Raw genomic sequence first — 15,674 nt, forward strand, 5'->3', positions numbered from 1 at the left:
GGGCTCGACGGCCGCGCACCGCGCACCGGGTCGGGGCGTCTTCAGGTCGACCAGGTAGTCGTCCGTCGCGCCGCGGGTGCAGTCGCTGCGGTCGTAGACGCCGTGGCCCCAGCCCTCGTAGGTCAGCAGGACCGTGGTGTGGCGGCTCTGCCGGTGCGCGTTGGCGGCCCACTCGTAACCGGTGGCGGGGTCGTGCAGCGCGTTCAGCATGAGGATCTGCGGCGCGTCCTTGATCTTCAGCCGGTGCTGCGGGTTGTTGACCCGCTCCGGCAGCCCGACGCAGCCCGCCATGGCGGTGTGCCCGAGCGACGAGCCGCGCATGTGCGGCGCGAGCTGCCGGGCGCGGTCGACCAGGGCGGAGAACTGGCGGTGGTCCTTGATGCGGATGGCCCAGTCCTGGCAGAACACGGCCGGGAACGGGTTGTTCGCCGTCTCCTCCGCCGCGAAGGCCGACGCGGGCGTGCCCGCGCCGAGCTCGACCAGGAACTCCGACAGCGGCTGCCAGTCCGGGCCGTAGAACGCGCCGAACGCGGCGCCGATGATGTCGTCGGCGGACACCTTGCGGTCGGGGTCGAACGGGTCGGCGATCTCGCCCCGGTCGGCGCGGGCCAGCAGGTCGTCCCACACCTTCGCCACGTCCTGGCCGTGCAGGGCGCAGGTCTCGGTGCGGTCGCACCACGCCACGAACTCGCGGAACGAGTCCTCGGCGGTCGCGGCCTCGGTCTCGTTGAACCGCCACGTGCCGAGGCTGTGGTCCATGTTCGAGTCGATCACCATGGCGCGGATGTGGCGCCCGAACTCCTCGGCGTACTGCTGGCCGATGAGCGTGCCGTAGGACAGGCCGTAGTAGTTGATCTTCCGCTCGCCGAGCGCCGCGCGCAGCGCGTCGATGTCCTTGACCACGGCGCCGGTGTCGGCGTGGTCGTAGATCGGGCCGCTGTGCTCGCGGCAGTCGGCGGCCAGCTCGCGGTTGTACGCGGCGAGCGCGTCGAACCCCCGCTGGTCGGTCGGGTAGATCGACGGCTGCGCGCGCAACACGTCCACGGAGCACCGGACGGCTTGGCTGCGCGCGACGCCGCGCGGGTCGAACCCGATGATGTCGAAGCGCTGCTGCACCTCGGGGCTGAAGTAGCCGTCCGCCCCCAGCGCGAAGTTCACGCCCGAGCCGCCCGGACCGCCCGGGTTGACGACCAGGACCCCGATCCGCTTCGCGGGGTCGGTGGCCTTGCGGCGGGCCACCGCGAGGTCGAACTTCTCACCGCCCGGCTTCGCCCAGTCGATCGGCAGGCTCAGCGTGCCGCACTCCACCTCGGCCAGTTCCGGGCACGGCCGCCAGTCGATCCCGCCCGCGCCGGGCGCCGCCGGCTGCGTTTCGGCCGACGCCACCGACGTCGTGCCGACTGCGAGCGCCAACGCGGTGGCGACACCGCCGAGCGCCCTGATGATCGGTCGCACAGGTTCCTCCCTAGTTCCTGTTCACCCAATCGGGTTTTCGCAGGCTTCCAGGGCAGCCGAACCCCCCACAACCGACTGAAGTCTCACCGACAATCAGCCCAAGGGCTGACAACTTCGACGCCTTTCAGCGCAAGTCCTGGTAGCGCTGGGTGATCACCCTGAGACCGTCAGGGGTCAACCGGCCGAACAGCCGCAGCCGTGCCATCCCGCCGTCCGGGTAGATGTCGAGCCGCGCGTGGGTGGCCTCGGCGGCGTTCTCCACGCGGAAGCGGTGCCGGGTGTCTGGCTGGAGCCGGGTGCGCGGCAGCACGTCGAACTCCGCGCCGGTGCGCGCGTCGCGGCCCCGGACCGACGCCCAGCCCGGCGCGTTGCCCTTGAAGTGGCTGGTGTCCAGCTCCGCGAGCCGGATGACGCCGGGCGCGGCCAGCTCCACCTCGACCCAGTCGTTGCCGTCGTCACGCCGGCGCGCGGTTTCCCAGCCCTCGCCCATGACGGTGGCCTGACCGGGCGCGATGAGGTTGCCCGGGGCGCTGTAGAACATGTTGCTGCACCCCGTGATCGACGCGCCGTTCTCCAGCGCGGCCAGGTCCAGCGCGTCCGGCACGATCAGGTCCGGGTCGGCCACGGGCGTGCCGAACACGCGCAGCCTGGCCACCCCGCCGTCCGGGTGGATGGTGAGCCGGACGTGCGTGTAGCGGCGGTGCGCGGACACCTCGAAGTAGTGCTTGCGGTCGCCTTCGAGCGGCGACCTGGGCACCACGGTCTCCCAGCCGGCCAGCTCGTCGGGCGCCGGGTAGCCCGTGGCGGAGGTGGCCTCGACGGAGGCGAACGGCGGGTAGTTGCCCTTGAAGAACGCGGTGTCGACCACGACGCCCTTGATCACGCCCGGCAGGCCGAGCCGGACGATCGCGTGGTCCTCGCCCGCCTCCCGGCGGCGGCGCGTCTCCCACCCGTCGTAGACCTGGCCCTTGTGCCCGAACGTGTAGGTCCGGTACTCCGGCTCGGTGGCGCGGATCAGGTTCTCGCGCTCGGCGAAGAACTCGTCGTTGGCCCACAGCACGCTGCCGCCGACCGCGCGGCAGGCCAGGTCGGGCAGTCGGGTCCAGCCGGGGACTTCCGTCATGCGTCTCCTCGTGTCCGGTCCATCCGGTCCTCGGCTCGGCCGAGGTTGCTCAGCAGCCGGCCGCGCGGCCGGTCGTCGATCGGCCGACCGCGCAGCCACGTCTGCCGCACCACGCCCGCCAGCGGACGGCCGTGGTAGGGCGTGACGGGGTTGCGGTGGCGCAGCGCGGCGCGGTCCACGACGAACGCGTCGTCCGGCGCGAACACGCAGAAGTCGGCGTCCGCGCCGGGCGCGATGCGGCCCTTGGCGCCCAGCCCGACCAGGTCGGCCGGGTTGGTGGCCATCCACCGGACCACGTCGGTCAGCGCGTGCCCGCGCTGCCTGGCCTGGGTCCACACCGCGGACAGGCCCAGCTGCAGGCTCGCGATACCGCCCCACGCGGTGGCGAAGTCGCCCTCCTTCAGCTCCGGCGTGCACGGCGAGTGGTCGGTGACGACCAGGTCGATCAGGTTCTCGCCCAACGCGCGCCAGAGCTGCTCGCGGTTGGCCGCGTCACGGATCGGCGGGCAGCACTTGAACTCCGTGGCGGTGTCGCCGATCTCCTCCGCGACGAACGTCAGGTAGTGCGGGCACGTCTCGGCGGTCAGCCGCAGCCCGAGGTCCTTGGCGATCCGCACCTGCCGCACCGCCTCGCCGCTGGACAGGTGCAGCACGTGCAGCCTGGCCTTGGTCTCGTTGGCCAGGTCGACCACGGTGGTGATGGCGTGCTGCTCGGCCCGGTGCGGTCGGGAGTCGAGGAAGGCGCGGTAGCCGGGACCGGGGTCGGTGACCTCGAGCGGGTCCTCGGCGTGCACGATCGTGAGGGCGTCACGTCCGCGCAGCCGCAGCAGGGCCGCGCGCAGCTCGTCCTCGCTGACGTGCGGGAACTCGTCCACGCCCGAGTGGATCAGGAAGCACTTGAAGCCGAACACGCCGGCGTCGTGCAACTCCTCCAGGTCGTCCAGGTTCGTCGGCACGATGCCGCCCCAGAACCCGACGTCCACGTGCGCCTTGTCCCGCGCCGCCTCCCGCTTGGCCTTCAGGGCGGCGACGGTGGTCGTCGGCGGCAGGCTGTTGAGCGGCATGTCGATGATCGTGGTGACGCCGCCGGCCGCCGCCGCCCTGGTCGCGCTCTCGAAGCCCTCCCAGTCGCTGCGGCCCGGGTCGTTCACGTGGACGTGCGTGTCGACCAGGCCGGGCAGCAGCACTTCGTCGTCGGCGAGCGTCACGACGGTCCCGGCGTCCAGGCGGTCGGCCACCTCGACGATCCGACCGTCCGCGACGCCGACGTCGGCGCGGCGTTCGCCGTCCGGCGTGATCACTCGGGCAGCGCGCAGCACCAGGTCCATGCACGTCACTCTCCCAGCCGGTCGGCGGCGATGCGACCGGCCAGACGTCGCAGGACCGGTTCCGGTTCGGCCAGGCAGCGCCGCAGGTCGGGCTCGACGTCCAGCAGGGCGTAGGCGGCGTCGAGGCCGAGCTCCGCCGGGTCGACGGCGCACCGGCCGGCCACCGCCACGACGGGCACGCCGCCCGCCGCCCTCGCCACGCCCGCCGGCGCCTTGCCGCGCGCGGTCTGGTGGTCGAGCGAGCCCTCGCCGGTGATCACCAGCCGGGCGCCGGGCAGGTGGTCGGCGAACCCGACCAGGTCGAGCACCACGTCGATGCCCGCTCGCCTGGTCGCGCCGAGCACGGCCAGCGCGGCGAACCCGATGCCGCCGGCCGCGCCCGCGCCGGGGTGGTCGGCGTAGGACGGGTCGACCTCGTCGGCCCAGTCCCGGAGCCTGGCCTCCAGCTCCTCGACCTGGCGCGGGGTCGCGCCCTTCTGCGGGCCGTAGACCGCCGCCGCGCCGTGCGGCCCCAGGAGGGGGTTGTCGACGTCGGTGGCCAGGATCAGCTCGACGTCGCGCAGGTCCCGACCGCCGAGCCCGTCGAGCATCCCCTTGCCGCCGTCGGTGCACGCGCTGCCGCCCACGCCCAGGACCAGCCGTCGGCAGCCCAGGTCGTGGGCGGAGCGCAGCAGCTCGCCGACGCCCCTGCTGGTCGCCGTCATCGGAGCGGGACGGTCCAGCAGGGCGGAGCCGGCGGCCGCGGCCACCTCGACCACCGCCGTGTCGCCGCGCACCGCGAAGCTCGCCGGGACCGGCCTGCCGACGGGTCCGGTGACCCACCGGCCGACCCGGACGAACCCGGCGGCGACGGCGGCGTCCACCGTGCCGTCGCCGCCGTCGGCCACCGGCAGGCAGCGCACGTCCAGGTCGGGGACCACGTCCCGCAGGCCGTGCGCGACGGCGGCGGCCACGCGCGGCGCGGTGAGCGTGCCCTTGAACTTGTCGGGCGCGACGACGACGTGCCCCGTCACGGCACCTCTTCGTACTCGCGAACGGCGGCGATCGACGTGCCGTTGGCGGTGTTGCCCTCGCGTTCGATCATGATCTCGACCAGGACGGGACGGCTGGTGCGCTCGGCCTCCTTGCGCGCCCACGCCAGGCCCTCCCGGATCTGCCCCGGCTCGGTGACCCTGGTGCCGGAGCACCCGTAGGCCTCCATGATCTTGACGTTGTCCGACCCGACGGTGTCGTAATGGATGTCGACCTGGTACTCCATGTCGTAGCCGCCGTGGTCCTCGGCCATCCGGATCAGGCCCAGGTACTCGTTGTTCAGCATGATCAGCACGAACGGCACGTCGTACTGGGCGCCGACGGCCAGCTCCTCCACCAGGAACTGGAACGAGTAGTCCCCGACGATCCCCACCACCTCGGCGGCCGGGTCGGTGTCCTTGAGCGCCTTCTTCACGCCGATCGCGGCCGGTATCTCCCAGCCGAGCGGCCCGGCCTGCCCGCACACCTGGTAGTGCCGGGGTTTGTGCGCCTTCTGGTGCTGGCCGGACCAGATCTGGTAAAGCCCGATCGCGGTGACGAAGTAGGTGTCCGGGCCGTAGAACTCGTTGATCTCCTTGAACACCCGCGGCGCTTTCACCGGCACGGTGTCGAAGTCCTCGCGGCGCAACAGGGTCGCCTTCAGCTCGCGGGTCCGCGCCGTCCAGGCGTTGTCCGGCCGGGGACCGGTCCTGGCCTTCGCCAGGGTGAGCAACGCCCGCAGGAACGCCTTCACGTCCGAGACCACGCCCAGGTCGGGCCCGAAGACCTTGCCGAGCTGCGTCGGCTCGACGTCGACGTGGACGAACTTCCGGTCGCCCCGGTACGTCGCCAGGTCACCCGTGTGCCGGTCGCCGAAGCGCGCGCCCAGCGCCACCACCAGGTCGCTCTCCAGGAACGACGCGTTGCCGTACCGCTGGGACGTCTGGATGCCCGTCATGCCCGCGTACAGCGGGTGGTCCTCGTCGACCGCGCCCTTGCCCATCAACGTGGCCTGGATCGGCACGTTCAGGTGCTCGGCCACCGCCAGCAGCTCCTCGTGCGCCTCGGCGAGGATCACGCCGCCGCCCGCGAGGAGCAACGGCCGTTCGGCGGCCAGGAGCAGGTCCAACGCCCGGGCCACGCGGGCCGGGTGCGGTTGCGGCCGGGTGACGGGCAGCGGCGCGTCGATGGTGTGGTCCCACTCGATCTCCTGCTTCTGCACGTCGATCGGCAGGTCGATCAGCACCGGTCCCGGCCGGCCGGACCGCGCGATCCGGAACGCCTCCCGGAAGATCCACGGCGCCTGCGCGGCCTCCTTGACCTGCACCGCCCACTTGGTCACGGGCGCGGCGACCGCCACGATGTCGACCGCCTGGAACGCCTCCTGGTGCAGCTTGGACGTGGCCGCCTGCCCGGTGACGCACAGGATCGGCACGGAGTCGGCCTGCGCGGTGTAGAGGCCGGTGATCATGTTGGTGCCGGCCGGGCCGGACGTGCCGATGGCCACGCCGACGTTGCCGGTCGTGCGCGACCAGCCGTCGGCCATGTGCGTGGCGCCTTCCTCGTGCCGCACGATCAGGTGCTCGATCGCGCCGTCTTCCTCCATCGCCTTGTAGAGCGGCAGGATCGCCGCTCCGGGGCAGCCGAAGACCGTGTCGACCCCCTCGCTCTTGAGGACCTCCACGACCGCTTGCATGACGGGTACCCGAGCCATCAGGCCCTCCCGGACAGGTTCTCGATGACCTTCAACAACGCCGAGTGGTCGAGGGATCCGTACCCCTGTGCCCGGCCGGACGCGATGAGCTGGGCGATCAGCCCCGTCACCGGTAGTGCGAGGTCGACCTGGCGGGCCGCGGCCAGCGCGATCCCCATGTCCTTGTGGTGCAGGTCGATGCGGAAACCCGGCTGGAACTCGCGCGCGATCATCGCGTCGCGCTTGAGGTCCAGGACCCGGTTGGCGGCCAGCCCGCCGGCGAGGACGTCCAGACCCGCCTTGGCGTCCACCCCGGAGGCCTCCAGCAGCACGATCGCCTCGGCCACCAGGGCGTAGATGCCGCCGACCACGAGCTGGTTCGCGGCCTTCACCACCTGGCCCGCGCCGTGCGGGCCGACGTGGACGACGGTCTTGCCCAGCACGTCGAGGACCGGTTTCGCGGCGGCGAAGTCGGCCTCGCCACCCCCGACCATGATCGACAAGGTGGCCTGCCGCGCGCCGGTCTCACCGCCGGACACCGGCGCGTCGAGCACGCGGACGCCGCGCTTCGCGCCCTCCTCGGCCACGGCGAGGGACGTCTCCGGGCGGATGGTGCTCATGTCGACCAGGAGCGCACCCCGGTCGACCGCGTCGAGGACCGTGCCCAGGACGACGTCTTCCACCTGCGGGTGGTCGGGCAGCATGGTGATGACGACTTCGGCGTCCGCCACCGCGTCACGCGCGCTCGCCGCCGCCGTGCCGCCCGCCGCGGTCAGCTTGTCGAGCGCGTCCCGGCTCAGGTCGAAGCCGGTGACCCGGTGCCCCGCGGCGACCAGGTGCGCGGACATGGGCGTGCCCATGATGCCCAGGCCGATGAACCCGATCCTGCTCATCGCCGTCCCTCCTCGGTGAGCCAGTCGAAGCCGCCGGTCCGCGCGTGGTACTCCAGGCCGACGTAGCCCTGGTAGCCGTTGGCCTCGAGCTTGGCCAGGTAGCCGAAGACGTCGAGCTGTCCCGTGCCCGGCTCGCCGCGGCCCGGCGCGTCGGCGATCTGCACGTGGCCGATGCGGTCCACGTGGTCGGAGACGACGGCGTCGAGGTCGTCCCCGTTGACGGCGAGGTGGTAGAGGTCGGCCAGCAGCGCCACGTTGTCGCGGCCGACCTGGTCGACGACCTCCAGCGCGTCCGCGGCGGTGAGCAGCGGGTACTCCGGCGCGCCGGAGAGCGGCTCCACCAGGACCACCGCGCCGATCTCCGCGGCCACGTCGGCGGCGTACGCGAGGTTGTCCAGCGCGGTGTCCGTGGTGGGGAAGTTGCCGTGCAGGGCGTTGAACGCGCGGCAGCCGAGCCGGCCCGCGATGCCGGCCGCGATCTCGACGTTGGCGCGGAACTCCGACTGCCTCCCGGGCCACGCCACCAGGCCCCGGTCGCCGGCGGGCAGGTCGCCCGCGAAGAAGTTGAGCCCGACGAGCCGCACGCCCGCGTCGGCGACGGCCGCCTCGAACGCCTCGATCTCGCGGGACGGGGGCACGGCTTCGGCGAACGGCCACCAGAACTCGACCGCGTCGAACCCGGCCGCCCGAGCCGCGGCGGGTCGTTCCAGCACCGGTAGGTCGGTGAACAGGATCGACAGGTTGACGTCGTAGCGCATGAGGAGCTTCCTTCCACAATGCGGAAGCTAACTTCCGTACATCGAGAGACTAGGCAGGTCCTCGACGGCGGCGCAAGACTGTTGACACGCTCGGAGGCGCGCTCGTACCGTCCCTCCTTGCGGAAAGGTGATTCCGCGATACAGAAAAGGGAGCCTTGGTGCCCGATCTGGAAGGGTTCAACTCCGCGCCCGCGGCCGAGCTCCGCCCCCTGCTCACCGACTGCCTCGCCGTGCCGCGCTGGGTCGACGCGCTGCTCGCCGGCCGCCCCTACGCCGACGTGGACGCGCTGCTCGCCGCCTCGGACCGGCACGCGGACCTGACCGACGACGAGGTCCTGACCGCCATCGGCGGTCACCCGCGCATCGGGGAGCAGGCCTCGGGGGGCGGGGTGGCCGCGAAGTGGTCGGCCGACGAGCAGTCCGGCGTCGGCGCGTCCCTCGGCGACCGGCTCTTCGCCGCCAACGCCGCCTACGAGGACCGGTTCGGGCACATCTACCTGGTGTGCGCGACCGGGCTGAGCGGTGAGCGGATGCTGGCCGACCTGGCCGAGAGGATGGCCAACCCGCCGGACGTGGAGCTGCGCGTGGTGAACCGGGAGCTGGCGAAGATCGCGGCGCTGCGGCTGAGGAAGGTGCTGGCATGACGACGCTGTCCACCCACGTGCTCGACGCCGAGGCCGGCCGGCCGCGCGTCGGCGTGCCGGTCCGGTTGGCGCGCGACGGCGAGGTGCTGGCCGAGGGCGTCACCGACGACGACGGCCGGCTGCGGTTCGCGCGCGAGCTGTCGCCCGGCGTGCACCGGCTGACGTTCGAGGTCGACACGCCGTTCTACCCGGAGGTCACCGTCGCGTTCCGGGTCACCGGCGACCCGCCGCACCTGCACGTGCCGATCCTGTTGAGCCCGTACGCGTTCACGACCTACCGAGGGAGCTGACCGATGGCCATCGTCCTGGGGCCCAACCAGTACGGGAAGGCGGAGAACCGCCTCGTCACGGTGACCCGCAACGGCCCCGTGCACACCATCAAGGACCTCACGGTCGGCACCTCCCTGCGCGGCGACCTGGCGGACACCCACCTGACCGGCGACAACTCGAAGGTGCTGGCGACCGACACGCAGAAGAACACCGTCTACGCCTTCGCCAAGCAGGCGCCGGTCGGCGAGATCGAGGACTTCGCGCTGCGCCTGGGCCGGCACTTCGTCTCGTCGCAGGAGGCGATCACCGGCGCCCGCGTGCTCGTCGACGAGCACGCGTGGGAGCGCATCGAGGGCAACGACCACTCGTTCGTGCAAGGCAGCAACGAGAAGCGCACGACCGCGGTGACGGTCGAGGGCGAGCGCGCGTGGGTGGTGTCGGGCGTGCGGGACATGGTGGTGCTCAAGTCGACCGGGTCGGAGTTCCACGGCTTCCCGCGTGACGAGTACACGACGTTGAAGGAGACCTACGACCGGATCCTGGCCACCTCGGTCACCGCGCGGTGGCGCTACCAGGGCGACGGGATCGACTGGGCGAAGAGCTTCGCCGAGATCCGCCGGCTGCTGCTGGCCGCGTTCGCGGCCAAGCACAGCCTGTCGTTGCAGCAGACCCTGTACGCGATGGGCGAGGCGGTGCTGCGGGCCCGGCCGGAGGTGGCGGAGGTGCGGCTGTCGATGCCGAACAAGCACCACTTCGCGGTGGACCTGTCGCCGTTCGGGCTGGAGAACGACAACGAGGTGTTCTACGCCGCCGACCGGCCGTACGGGCTGATCGAGGGCGCCGTGCTGCGTGACGACGCGGAGGACGCCGGCTCGGCCTGGCACACCCTGCCGACGTTCTGAAAGCGGGTCGCGGACCGTGCTCCCGGACCGGGGAGCACGGTCTAGTGGCCCGTCACCTTCTTGTGCAGGGCCATGCGCTGCAACCGCCAGGCGTGGAACAGGTCGGCCTCCTCGTACCAGTCCACGACGGTCGGCCGGCGGGCGGTGAACATGAACTCCAGCAGGATCTCGCGGTACGTCGTCAGCGGCACGGCCACGCCCGGCGGGAAGTCGGTGTAGGTCTCGTCCACGTACGGCGCGTCCGGCTCGCCCTTGGGCCAGCCGGTGAACTCGTCGTCCACGTAGTTCAGGTAGCCCCACGCGCCGCGGACGGCGAGCACCAGGTTGTGGTCGCTCTCCCCCTCGGCGTCGGGCGCGCGGCCGAAGTGCTCCAGCATCCCGTCGTTGCACTCGGGCCGCGCCAGGGCGGCGATCAGCACGTCCACGTCCGCCGCGCACGCCACCACCTGGTAGCGGAACTCCGCCCGCTCCAGGTCCGGCAGCCCGGTCCACAACCCGGCTCGCATGGTCATGGACACACACTGACCGGTGTCGCGTGATTCGGCTTTTCGCTGGTTTGAGGATCACCCCATCCAGCGATGCCACGATCACTCTCTTCTGGCTAGAGCCTGCAATTCGGTCACGGTGAGTCCCGTCGCACGGTGGACTTCGTCCTCGTCCAGGGCACCGCAGTCCAAGGCGCGGAGAAACGACGTGGACAGCGCCTGCGCGGTCGCGGGCTCGTCCAGCACCGAGCCGCCGGCCCGCGCCACGTACGCCTTGAGCCGGCGCGCGTCCGCGTCCACCCCTTCCAGGTAGAACGCGTGCACGGCCGCGTACCTGGTCACCAGTTGCGCCGGGTGCAGGTCCCAGCCCTGGTAGAAGCCGTGCGCCAACGAACGCCGCACCAGCCGGTAGTGCGTGCGCCAGCCCTCGTGCACGTCCTCGCCGACCGGCAGCACGTTGGTGGAACCGTCCGACAGCGCGACGCCCGTGCCGGCCGCGGACACCTGCATCACGTTGCGCGCGAAGTCGCACGCCCCGTGCGCCAGGTGCTGGTGCGCCGCGCCCAGGCCGCAGGCCGCCGTGTAGTCGTACGTGCCGAAGTGCAGCCCGGTGACCCGGCCGCGGCCCGCCTCGATGAACCGGGGCAGGGCCAACCGGCCTTCGCGGTCGACGATCGACTGCGTCGTCTCGACCTGGACCTCGAACCGGAGCGGCAGCCCGAACAGGTCCAGGACGTCGCCGAGCACCTCCACCTGCGCCACCGAGGTGACCTTCGGGAACGTGATCACGAAGCCCTCGGGCGCCTCGCCCAGCGCGGTGAGGAAGACGTCCAGCGTCCGGATGCCGCGCTCGCGCAGGGCCCTCGTGTCGAACGACTTCATCCGCAGCCCGAACCGCAGCGGCGCCGTGCCGTCGCGCAGCCAGTCCCGCACGACGAGCGCGGTGCGCTCGGCGTCGGAGTCCTCCTCCGCGTCGGAGCGGACGCCGTAGCCGTCCTCGAAGTCGATCCGCAGGTCCTCCACCGGTTCGCCGCCCAGCTTCGCCCGCACGCGCCCGTGCACGACCTCCGCCACGTCCGGCGCGAGGTCGAGCACGTCCGCCAGGCCGTGCGGCGCGTGCTCGTCCAGCGCCGCAAGCGCTTGCGCGCCCCAGTCGCCGAGCGTGGCCGGGCTCACCCGGTCGGCGGGCACGTAGCAGGTGTGCACGGGTTGGCGACCCGCCGGCGCACGAAGCTCCACATCGGACAGCCGCGCGGTGACCGCGCGCACCGCGTCGGCCGACAACGACGTGCGCGGCACCGTCAGCCGATCCGCTCGTAGGCGGGCAGGGTCAGGAAGTCCACGAACTCGTCGGACAGCGCGACCTGCTCGAACAGCTCCACGGCCAGGTCGAGGTGCTCGCCCTCGAGCTTGTCCCGCACCTGCGCGAGCACGGTGCGGACCAGCTCGGCGGTGACGGGCGTGCCGTCGTCCAGCACGACGTCGTTGTGCACCCACTGCCACAGCTGCGAGCGGGAGATCTCGGCGGTGGCGGCGTCCTCCATCAGGTTGTGGATGGCCGCCGCGCCGTTGCCGCCCAGCCAGGACAGCAGGTACCGCACGCCGACGTCCACGGCGGACTCCACGCCCGCGCGCGTCGCGCCGCCGCCGGCCGACTTGAAGTCCAGCAGCTGCTCGGCGGTGACGGACACCTCGGGCCGCAGCTCGTCGAGCTGGTTGGGCTTGTCGGAGAATTTCTGGTCGAAGATCTCCGCGCACACCGGCACCAGGTCGGGGTGCGCCACCCACGAGCCGTCGAACCCGTCGCCCGCCTCGCGCCGCTTGTCGTCGCGCACCTTCGCCAGCGCCGCGCGGGTGACCTCCGGGTCGCGCCGGTTCGGGATGAACGCCGCCATGCCGCCCATCGCGAACGCGCCGCGCTTGTGGCAGGTGCGCACCAGCAGTTCGGTGTAGGCGCGCATGAACGGCACGGTCATCGTGATGCTGTTGCGGTCGGGCAGCACGAAGTCCCGGCCGGCGTCGCGGAAGTACTTGATGACGCTGAACAGGTAGTCCCAGCGGCCCGCGTTCAGGCCGGACGCGTGCTCGCGCAGCTCGTAGAGGATCTCGTCCATCTCGAACGCGGCGGGGATCGTCTCGATCAGCACGGTCGCGCGGATCGTGCCGTGCGGGACGCCGAGCCGGCGCTGGGCGGCGGTGAAGACGTCGTTCCAGAGCCGGGCTTCGAGGTGGCTCTCCATCTTCGGCAGGTAGTAGTACGGCCGGCCGAGTTCGGCGTTGTGGAAGAAGTGCAGGCCGAAGTCGACCAGCGCGCCGATGGCGGGCCTGCCGTCGACCTCGACGTGCCGCTCGGGCAGGTGCCAGCCGCGGGGGCGGACCACGATCGTCGGCCGGGCCACGTCGTCGCGCAGGGTGTAGTGCTTGCCCTCCGGCGAGGTGTGCTCGACCGTGCCGCGGGCCGCGTCGTAGAGGTTGACCTGGCCGGAGACGACGTTGTGCCAGTGCGGGGTGTTGGCGTCCTCCAGGTCGGCCAGCCAGACCTTCGCGCCGGAGTTCAGCGCGTTGACGGTCATCTTGCGCTCGGTGGGGCCGGTGATCTCCACCCGCCGGTCGCGCAGCGGCTCGGGCGCCTCGGCGACCCGCCAGTCACCGTCGCGGATCGCCTTCGTCTCCGGCAGGAAGCCCAGCGGGCGGCGGTCCGCGCGGCGGCGCATCAGGGCGGCGTGCTCGAGCGCGAACGCGCGGTGCAGCTCGGCCACGAACTCCAGCGCGTCCGGCGTGAGGATCTCGTCCCCGCGCTCGACTTCGCCACCGAGGACGCGAACACCGGACATGGAAGCCCACCTCGTTCCGAGTCGGTTTCTACTTCGCGGACTATAGTTTTCACCACGCGGAACGGCAACGAAGGAGTGGTGTCGGTGGCACGAGAGTCCACGGGCGGCGTCCAGTCGCTCCAACGCGCCTTCGACCTGCTGGAACGCCTGGCCGACGCGGGTGGCGAGGCGAGCCTGTCCGAGCTCGCCGCCACCTCCGGCCTGCCGCTGCCGACCATCCACCGGCTGATCCGCACCCTTGTCACGCTGGGGTACGTGCGGCAGAACAGCAACCGCCGGTACACGCTCGGGTCCCGGCTGATCCGGCTCGGCGAGAGCGCGTCGCGGCAGTTCGGCACGTGGGCGCGGCCGTTGCTGGCGCAGTTGGTGGACCAGGTGGAGGAGACCGCGAACCTGGCCGTGCTGGACGGTGACGAGGTGGTGTACGTGGCGCAGGTGCCGTCACGGCACTCGATGCGGATGTTCACCGAGGTGGGTCGGCGGCTGCTGCCGCACGGCACGGGCGTGGGCAAGGCGATGCTGTCGCAGCTGCCGCGCGACGAGGTGCGCGCCCTGCTGGCCCGCACCGGCCTGCCCGCGTACACGCCGAACACCATCACCGACCCGGACGTGCTGCTGGCGTCGTTGGACCAGATCGCCGAACAGGGCTACGCGCTGGACGAGAGCGAGCAGGAGCTGGGCGTGCGCTGCGTCGCCGTTCCGCTGCACGGCGCACCGACCCTGGCCGCCGTCTCCGTCTCGGGCCCCGACAGCCGCCTGACCAAGGACTCGCTGCCCCGGATCATCCCGGAAGTCCTGGCCACCGCCACCCGCCTCTCCACCAGCTCCCCCACCTGACCCACCCCAGACCGCGCGCGGTCCGGAGGTAGGACGCGCGGGGTCAGTTGAGGAGGGCGTCGACGAAGGCGGTCGGTTCGAAGGGGGCCAGGTGGTCGGCGCCCTCGCCGAGGCCCACGAGCTTCACGGGCACGCCCAGCTCGCGTTGGACCTGGAACACGATGCCGCCCTTGGCGGTGCCGTCCAGCTTGGTCAGCACGATGCCGGTCACGTCGACCACCTCGGCGAACACCCGCGCCTGGGTCAGGCCGTTCTGCCCGGTGGTGGCGTCGAGCACGAGGAGCACCTCGTCCACCTCCGCCTGCTTCTCCACCACGCGCTTGACCTTGCCCAGCTCGTCCATCAGGCCGGTCTTGGTGTGCAGCCGGCCCGCCGTGTCGATCAGCACGGTGTCCACGCCGTCGACGACGCCGCGCTTGACCGCCTCGAACGCCACCGAAGCCGGGTCCGCGCCCTCGGCCCCCCGCACGGTCGTCGCGCCCACGCGCGAACCCCACGTCTCCAGCTGATCGGCCGCCGCCGCGCGGAAGGTGTCCGCCGCGCCCAGCAGCACCGTGCGGCCGTCGGCCACCAGCACCCGGGCCAGCTTGCCCGTCGTCGTGGTCTTGCCCACGCCGTTCACGCCCACCACCAGCACCACGGCGGGCTTCGGCCCGGACGCGCCGTCGGCGTGCGGCAGCGCGTTCACCGCGCGAACCATCTCCGGGTGCAGCGCGTCGACCAGCACGTCCCGCAGCAACGCCCGCGCGTCCTCGGACGTGCGCACGCCACGCGCCACGATCTGCTCGCGCAGCGCCGTCACGATCTGGTCCGTGATCGCCGCGCCGAGGTCCGCCATCAGCAGCGTGTCCTCGATGTCCGTCCACGAGTCCTCGTCCAGGTCACCCGCGCCGAGCAGCCCCAGCAGGCTCTGCCCGAACGTCGACCGCGACCGCGACAGCCGTCCGCGCAGGCGCTCCAACCGACCGGAGGTCGGCTCGATCTCCTCGATCTCGGAAGCCTCTTCGGGCAGCTCGACCTCGACGAACCCGCGCTTGACCGAGTCGCGCGGCACCGCCGCGTCGTCACCGACGCCCGGCTGGCCGTCGACCTCGGTCCGCTCGGCGACCGGGTGCTCGACGGGAGCGGGCGTGGCAGCGGGCGACGCGCCGGCGCGCTCCACGGGCTCGGCCGGCCTGGTCGGTTCCGCCACCGGCGGCGCGGTCGCGTTGAACGTGATGGCGCCGCCGGCCTGGTAACCGCCCTTGGCCGGCTTGTCCTGCTTGTCCTGCTCGGGCTCGGTGAGGCTGATCCGCCGGCGCCGCGCCAGCACGACGCCCGTCACGAGGGCGACCGCGAGCAGGGCCGCGACGACGACGATGATCCAGATCAGGGACGTGGTGGACACGGCGCAATCCTCGCACGCCACCATATGTTGGCGATCAACGAACCAGGTTGATTT

Annotated in this window: 15 protein-coding genes; 4 read left to right on the forward strand and 11 right to left on the reverse strand. The window is 72.1% G+C overall.

The features are described from left to right. From ABTZ99_RS00005 to ABTZ99_RS00035, 7 genes are all read right to left on the reverse strand, one after another. Positions 1 to 1,455: alpha/beta hydrolase (locus ABTZ99_RS00005; protein WP_499606886.1), on the reverse strand; the 1,455-nt coding region annotated here is incomplete at its 3' end. Positions 1,456 to 1,579: 124 nt separating this feature from the next. Then, positions 1,580 to 2,578 carry an allantoicase gene (alc, locus tag ABTZ99_RS00010; RefSeq protein ID WP_499606889.1) on the reverse strand — a complete coding sequence of 333 codons (999 nt, stop codon included), beginning with the start codon at positions 2,576 to 2,578 and terminating at the stop codon, positions 1,580 to 1,582. Then, a complete protein-coding gene (gene allB, locus ABTZ99_RS00015; RefSeq protein ID WP_499606892.1) occupies positions 2,575 to 3,906 on the reverse strand; it encodes an allantoinase AllB in 1,332 nt (443 codons plus the stop codon). The genes alc and allB overlap by 4 nt, the downstream gene beginning before the upstream one ends. Before the next feature lie 5 nt (positions 3,907 to 3,911). Beyond that, positions 3,912 to 4,919, reverse strand: coding sequence for a glycerate kinase (locus ABTZ99_RS00020; RefSeq protein ID WP_499606895.1), 1,008 nt, complete (start codon positions 4,917 to 4,919; stop codon positions 3,912 to 3,914). Then, positions 4,916 to 6,631, reverse strand: coding sequence for a glyoxylate carboligase (gene gcl, locus ABTZ99_RS00025; protein WP_499606898.1), 1,716 nt, complete (start codon positions 6,629 to 6,631; stop codon positions 4,916 to 4,918). Before gcl ends, ABTZ99_RS00020 begins: the two co-directional genes overlap by 4 nt. Beyond that, positions 6,631 to 7,503, reverse strand: a complete 873-nt coding sequence (locus tag ABTZ99_RS00030) for a 2-hydroxy-3-oxopropionate reductase (protein ID WP_499606901.1) — start codon at positions 7,501 to 7,503, stop codon at positions 6,631 to 6,633. The genes gcl and ABTZ99_RS00030 overlap by 1 nt, the downstream gene beginning before the upstream one ends. After that, complete coding sequence (locus ABTZ99_RS00035; RefSeq protein WP_499606905.1) at positions 7,500 to 8,261, reverse strand: hydroxypyruvate isomerase family protein; 762 nt, start codon at positions 8,259 to 8,261, stop codon at positions 7,500 to 7,502. The genes ABTZ99_RS00030 and ABTZ99_RS00035 overlap by 4 nt, the downstream gene beginning before the upstream one ends. Positions 8,262 to 8,419: 158 nt before the next feature. Between ABTZ99_RS00035 and uraD the strand changes: the two genes are divergently transcribed. From uraD to pucL, 3 genes are read left to right on the forward strand one after another with little or no spacing between them, the layout of a single operon-like run. Next, a complete protein-coding gene (uraD, locus tag ABTZ99_RS00040) occupies positions 8,420 to 8,905 on the forward strand; it encodes a 2-oxo-4-hydroxy-4-carboxy-5-ureidoimidazoline decarboxylase (RefSeq protein ID WP_498774679.1) in 486 nt (161 codons plus the stop codon). Continuing rightward, positions 8,902 to 9,195, forward strand: coding sequence for a hydroxyisourate hydrolase (locus ABTZ99_RS00045; protein ID WP_498774681.1), 294 nt, complete (start codon positions 8,902 to 8,904; stop codon positions 9,193 to 9,195). The genes uraD and ABTZ99_RS00045 overlap by 4 nt, the downstream gene beginning before the upstream one ends. 3 nt (positions 9,196 to 9,198) lie before the next feature. Then, positions 9,199 to 10,077 carry a factor-independent urate hydroxylase gene (pucL, locus tag ABTZ99_RS00050; RefSeq protein WP_499606908.1) on the forward strand — a complete coding sequence of 293 codons (879 nt, stop codon included), beginning with the start codon at positions 9,199 to 9,201 and terminating at the stop codon, positions 10,075 to 10,077. A gap of 41 nt (positions 10,078 to 10,118) precedes the next feature. Here the strand turns inward: pucL and ABTZ99_RS00055 are convergent, their stop codons facing one another. The 3 genes from ABTZ99_RS00055 to aceB all read right to left on the reverse strand — a co-directional run bounded on the left by ABTZ99_RS00055 (position 10,119) and on the right by aceB (position 13,396). Further along, positions 10,119 to 10,589, reverse strand: coding sequence for an Imm1 family immunity protein (locus tag ABTZ99_RS00055; RefSeq protein ID WP_498774685.1), 471 nt, complete (start codon positions 10,587 to 10,589; stop codon positions 10,119 to 10,121). Positions 10,590 to 10,664: 75 nt separating this feature from the next. After that, the gene (locus ABTZ99_RS00060; RefSeq protein WP_499606911.1) at positions 10,665 to 11,861 is read right to left on the reverse strand and encodes a DUF6986 family protein; all 1,197 of its coding nucleotides are present in this window, start codon (positions 11,859 to 11,861) and stop codon (positions 10,665 to 10,667) included. 2 nt (positions 11,862 to 11,863) lie between these two features. Continuing rightward, entirely contained in the window at positions 11,864 to 13,396 is a 1,533-nt protein-coding gene (gene aceB, locus ABTZ99_RS00065) for a malate synthase A (RefSeq protein WP_498774689.1), read from the reverse strand. Positions 13,397 to 13,480: 84 nt separating this feature from the next. Here aceB and ABTZ99_RS00070 point away from each other — a divergent pair, with 84 nt between their 5' ends. Beyond that, positions 13,481 to 14,233, forward strand: coding sequence for an IclR family transcriptional regulator (locus ABTZ99_RS00070; RefSeq protein ID WP_498774691.1), 753 nt, complete (start codon positions 13,481 to 13,483; stop codon positions 14,231 to 14,233). Positions 14,234 to 14,276: 43 nt separating this feature from the next. Here ABTZ99_RS00070 and ftsY read toward each other — a convergent pair whose 3' ends face one another. Continuing rightward, positions 14,277 to 15,620, reverse strand: a complete 1,344-nt coding sequence (gene ftsY / locus ABTZ99_RS00075; RefSeq protein WP_499606916.1) for a signal recognition particle-docking protein FtsY — start codon at positions 15,618 to 15,620, stop codon at positions 14,277 to 14,279. Between the last annotated feature and the right edge of the window lie 54 nt (positions 15,621 to 15,674).

Origin of the sequence: Actinosynnema sp. NPDC002837 (genome assembly GCF_040295345.1) — a bacterium.
In the GTDB taxonomy this organism is placed as follows: Bacteria; Actinomycetota; Actinomycetes; order Mycobacteriales; family Pseudonocardiaceae; genus Actinosynnema.

Coding starts and splice junctions, on each gene's coding strand:
- ABTZ99_RS00035 (WP_499606905.1), bottom strand. CDS start 8,261: ATGCGCTACGACGTCAACCTGTCGATCCTGTTCACCGACCTACCGGTG.
- allB (WP_499606892.1), bottom strand. CDS start 3,906: ATGGACCTGGTGCTGCGCGCTGCCCGAGTGATCACGCCGGACGGCGAA.
- ABTZ99_RS00045 (WP_498774681.1), top strand. CDS start 8,902: ATGACGACGCTGTCCACCCACGTGCTCGACGCCGAGGCCGGCCGGCCG.
- gcl (WP_499606898.1), bottom strand. CDS start 6,631: ATGGCTCGGGTACCCGTCATGCAAGCGGTCGTGGAGGTCCTCAAGAGC.
- alc (WP_499606889.1), bottom strand. CDS start 2,578: ATGACGGAAGTCCCCGGCTGGACCCGACTGCCCGACCTGGCCTGCCGC.
- pucL (WP_499606908.1), top strand. CDS start 9,199: ATGGCCATCGTCCTGGGGCCCAACCAGTACGGGAAGGCGGAGAACCGC.
- ABTZ99_RS00055 (WP_498774685.1), bottom strand. CDS start 10,589: ATGACCATGCGAGCCGGGTTGTGGACCGGGCTGCCGGACCTGGAGCGG.
- aceB (WP_498774689.1), bottom strand. CDS start 13,396: ATGTCCGGTGTTCGCGTCCTCGGTGGCGAAGTCGAGCGCGGGGACGAG.
- ABTZ99_RS00030 (WP_499606901.1), bottom strand. CDS start 7,503: ATGAGCAGGATCGGGTTCATCGGCCTGGGCATCATGGGCACGCCCATG.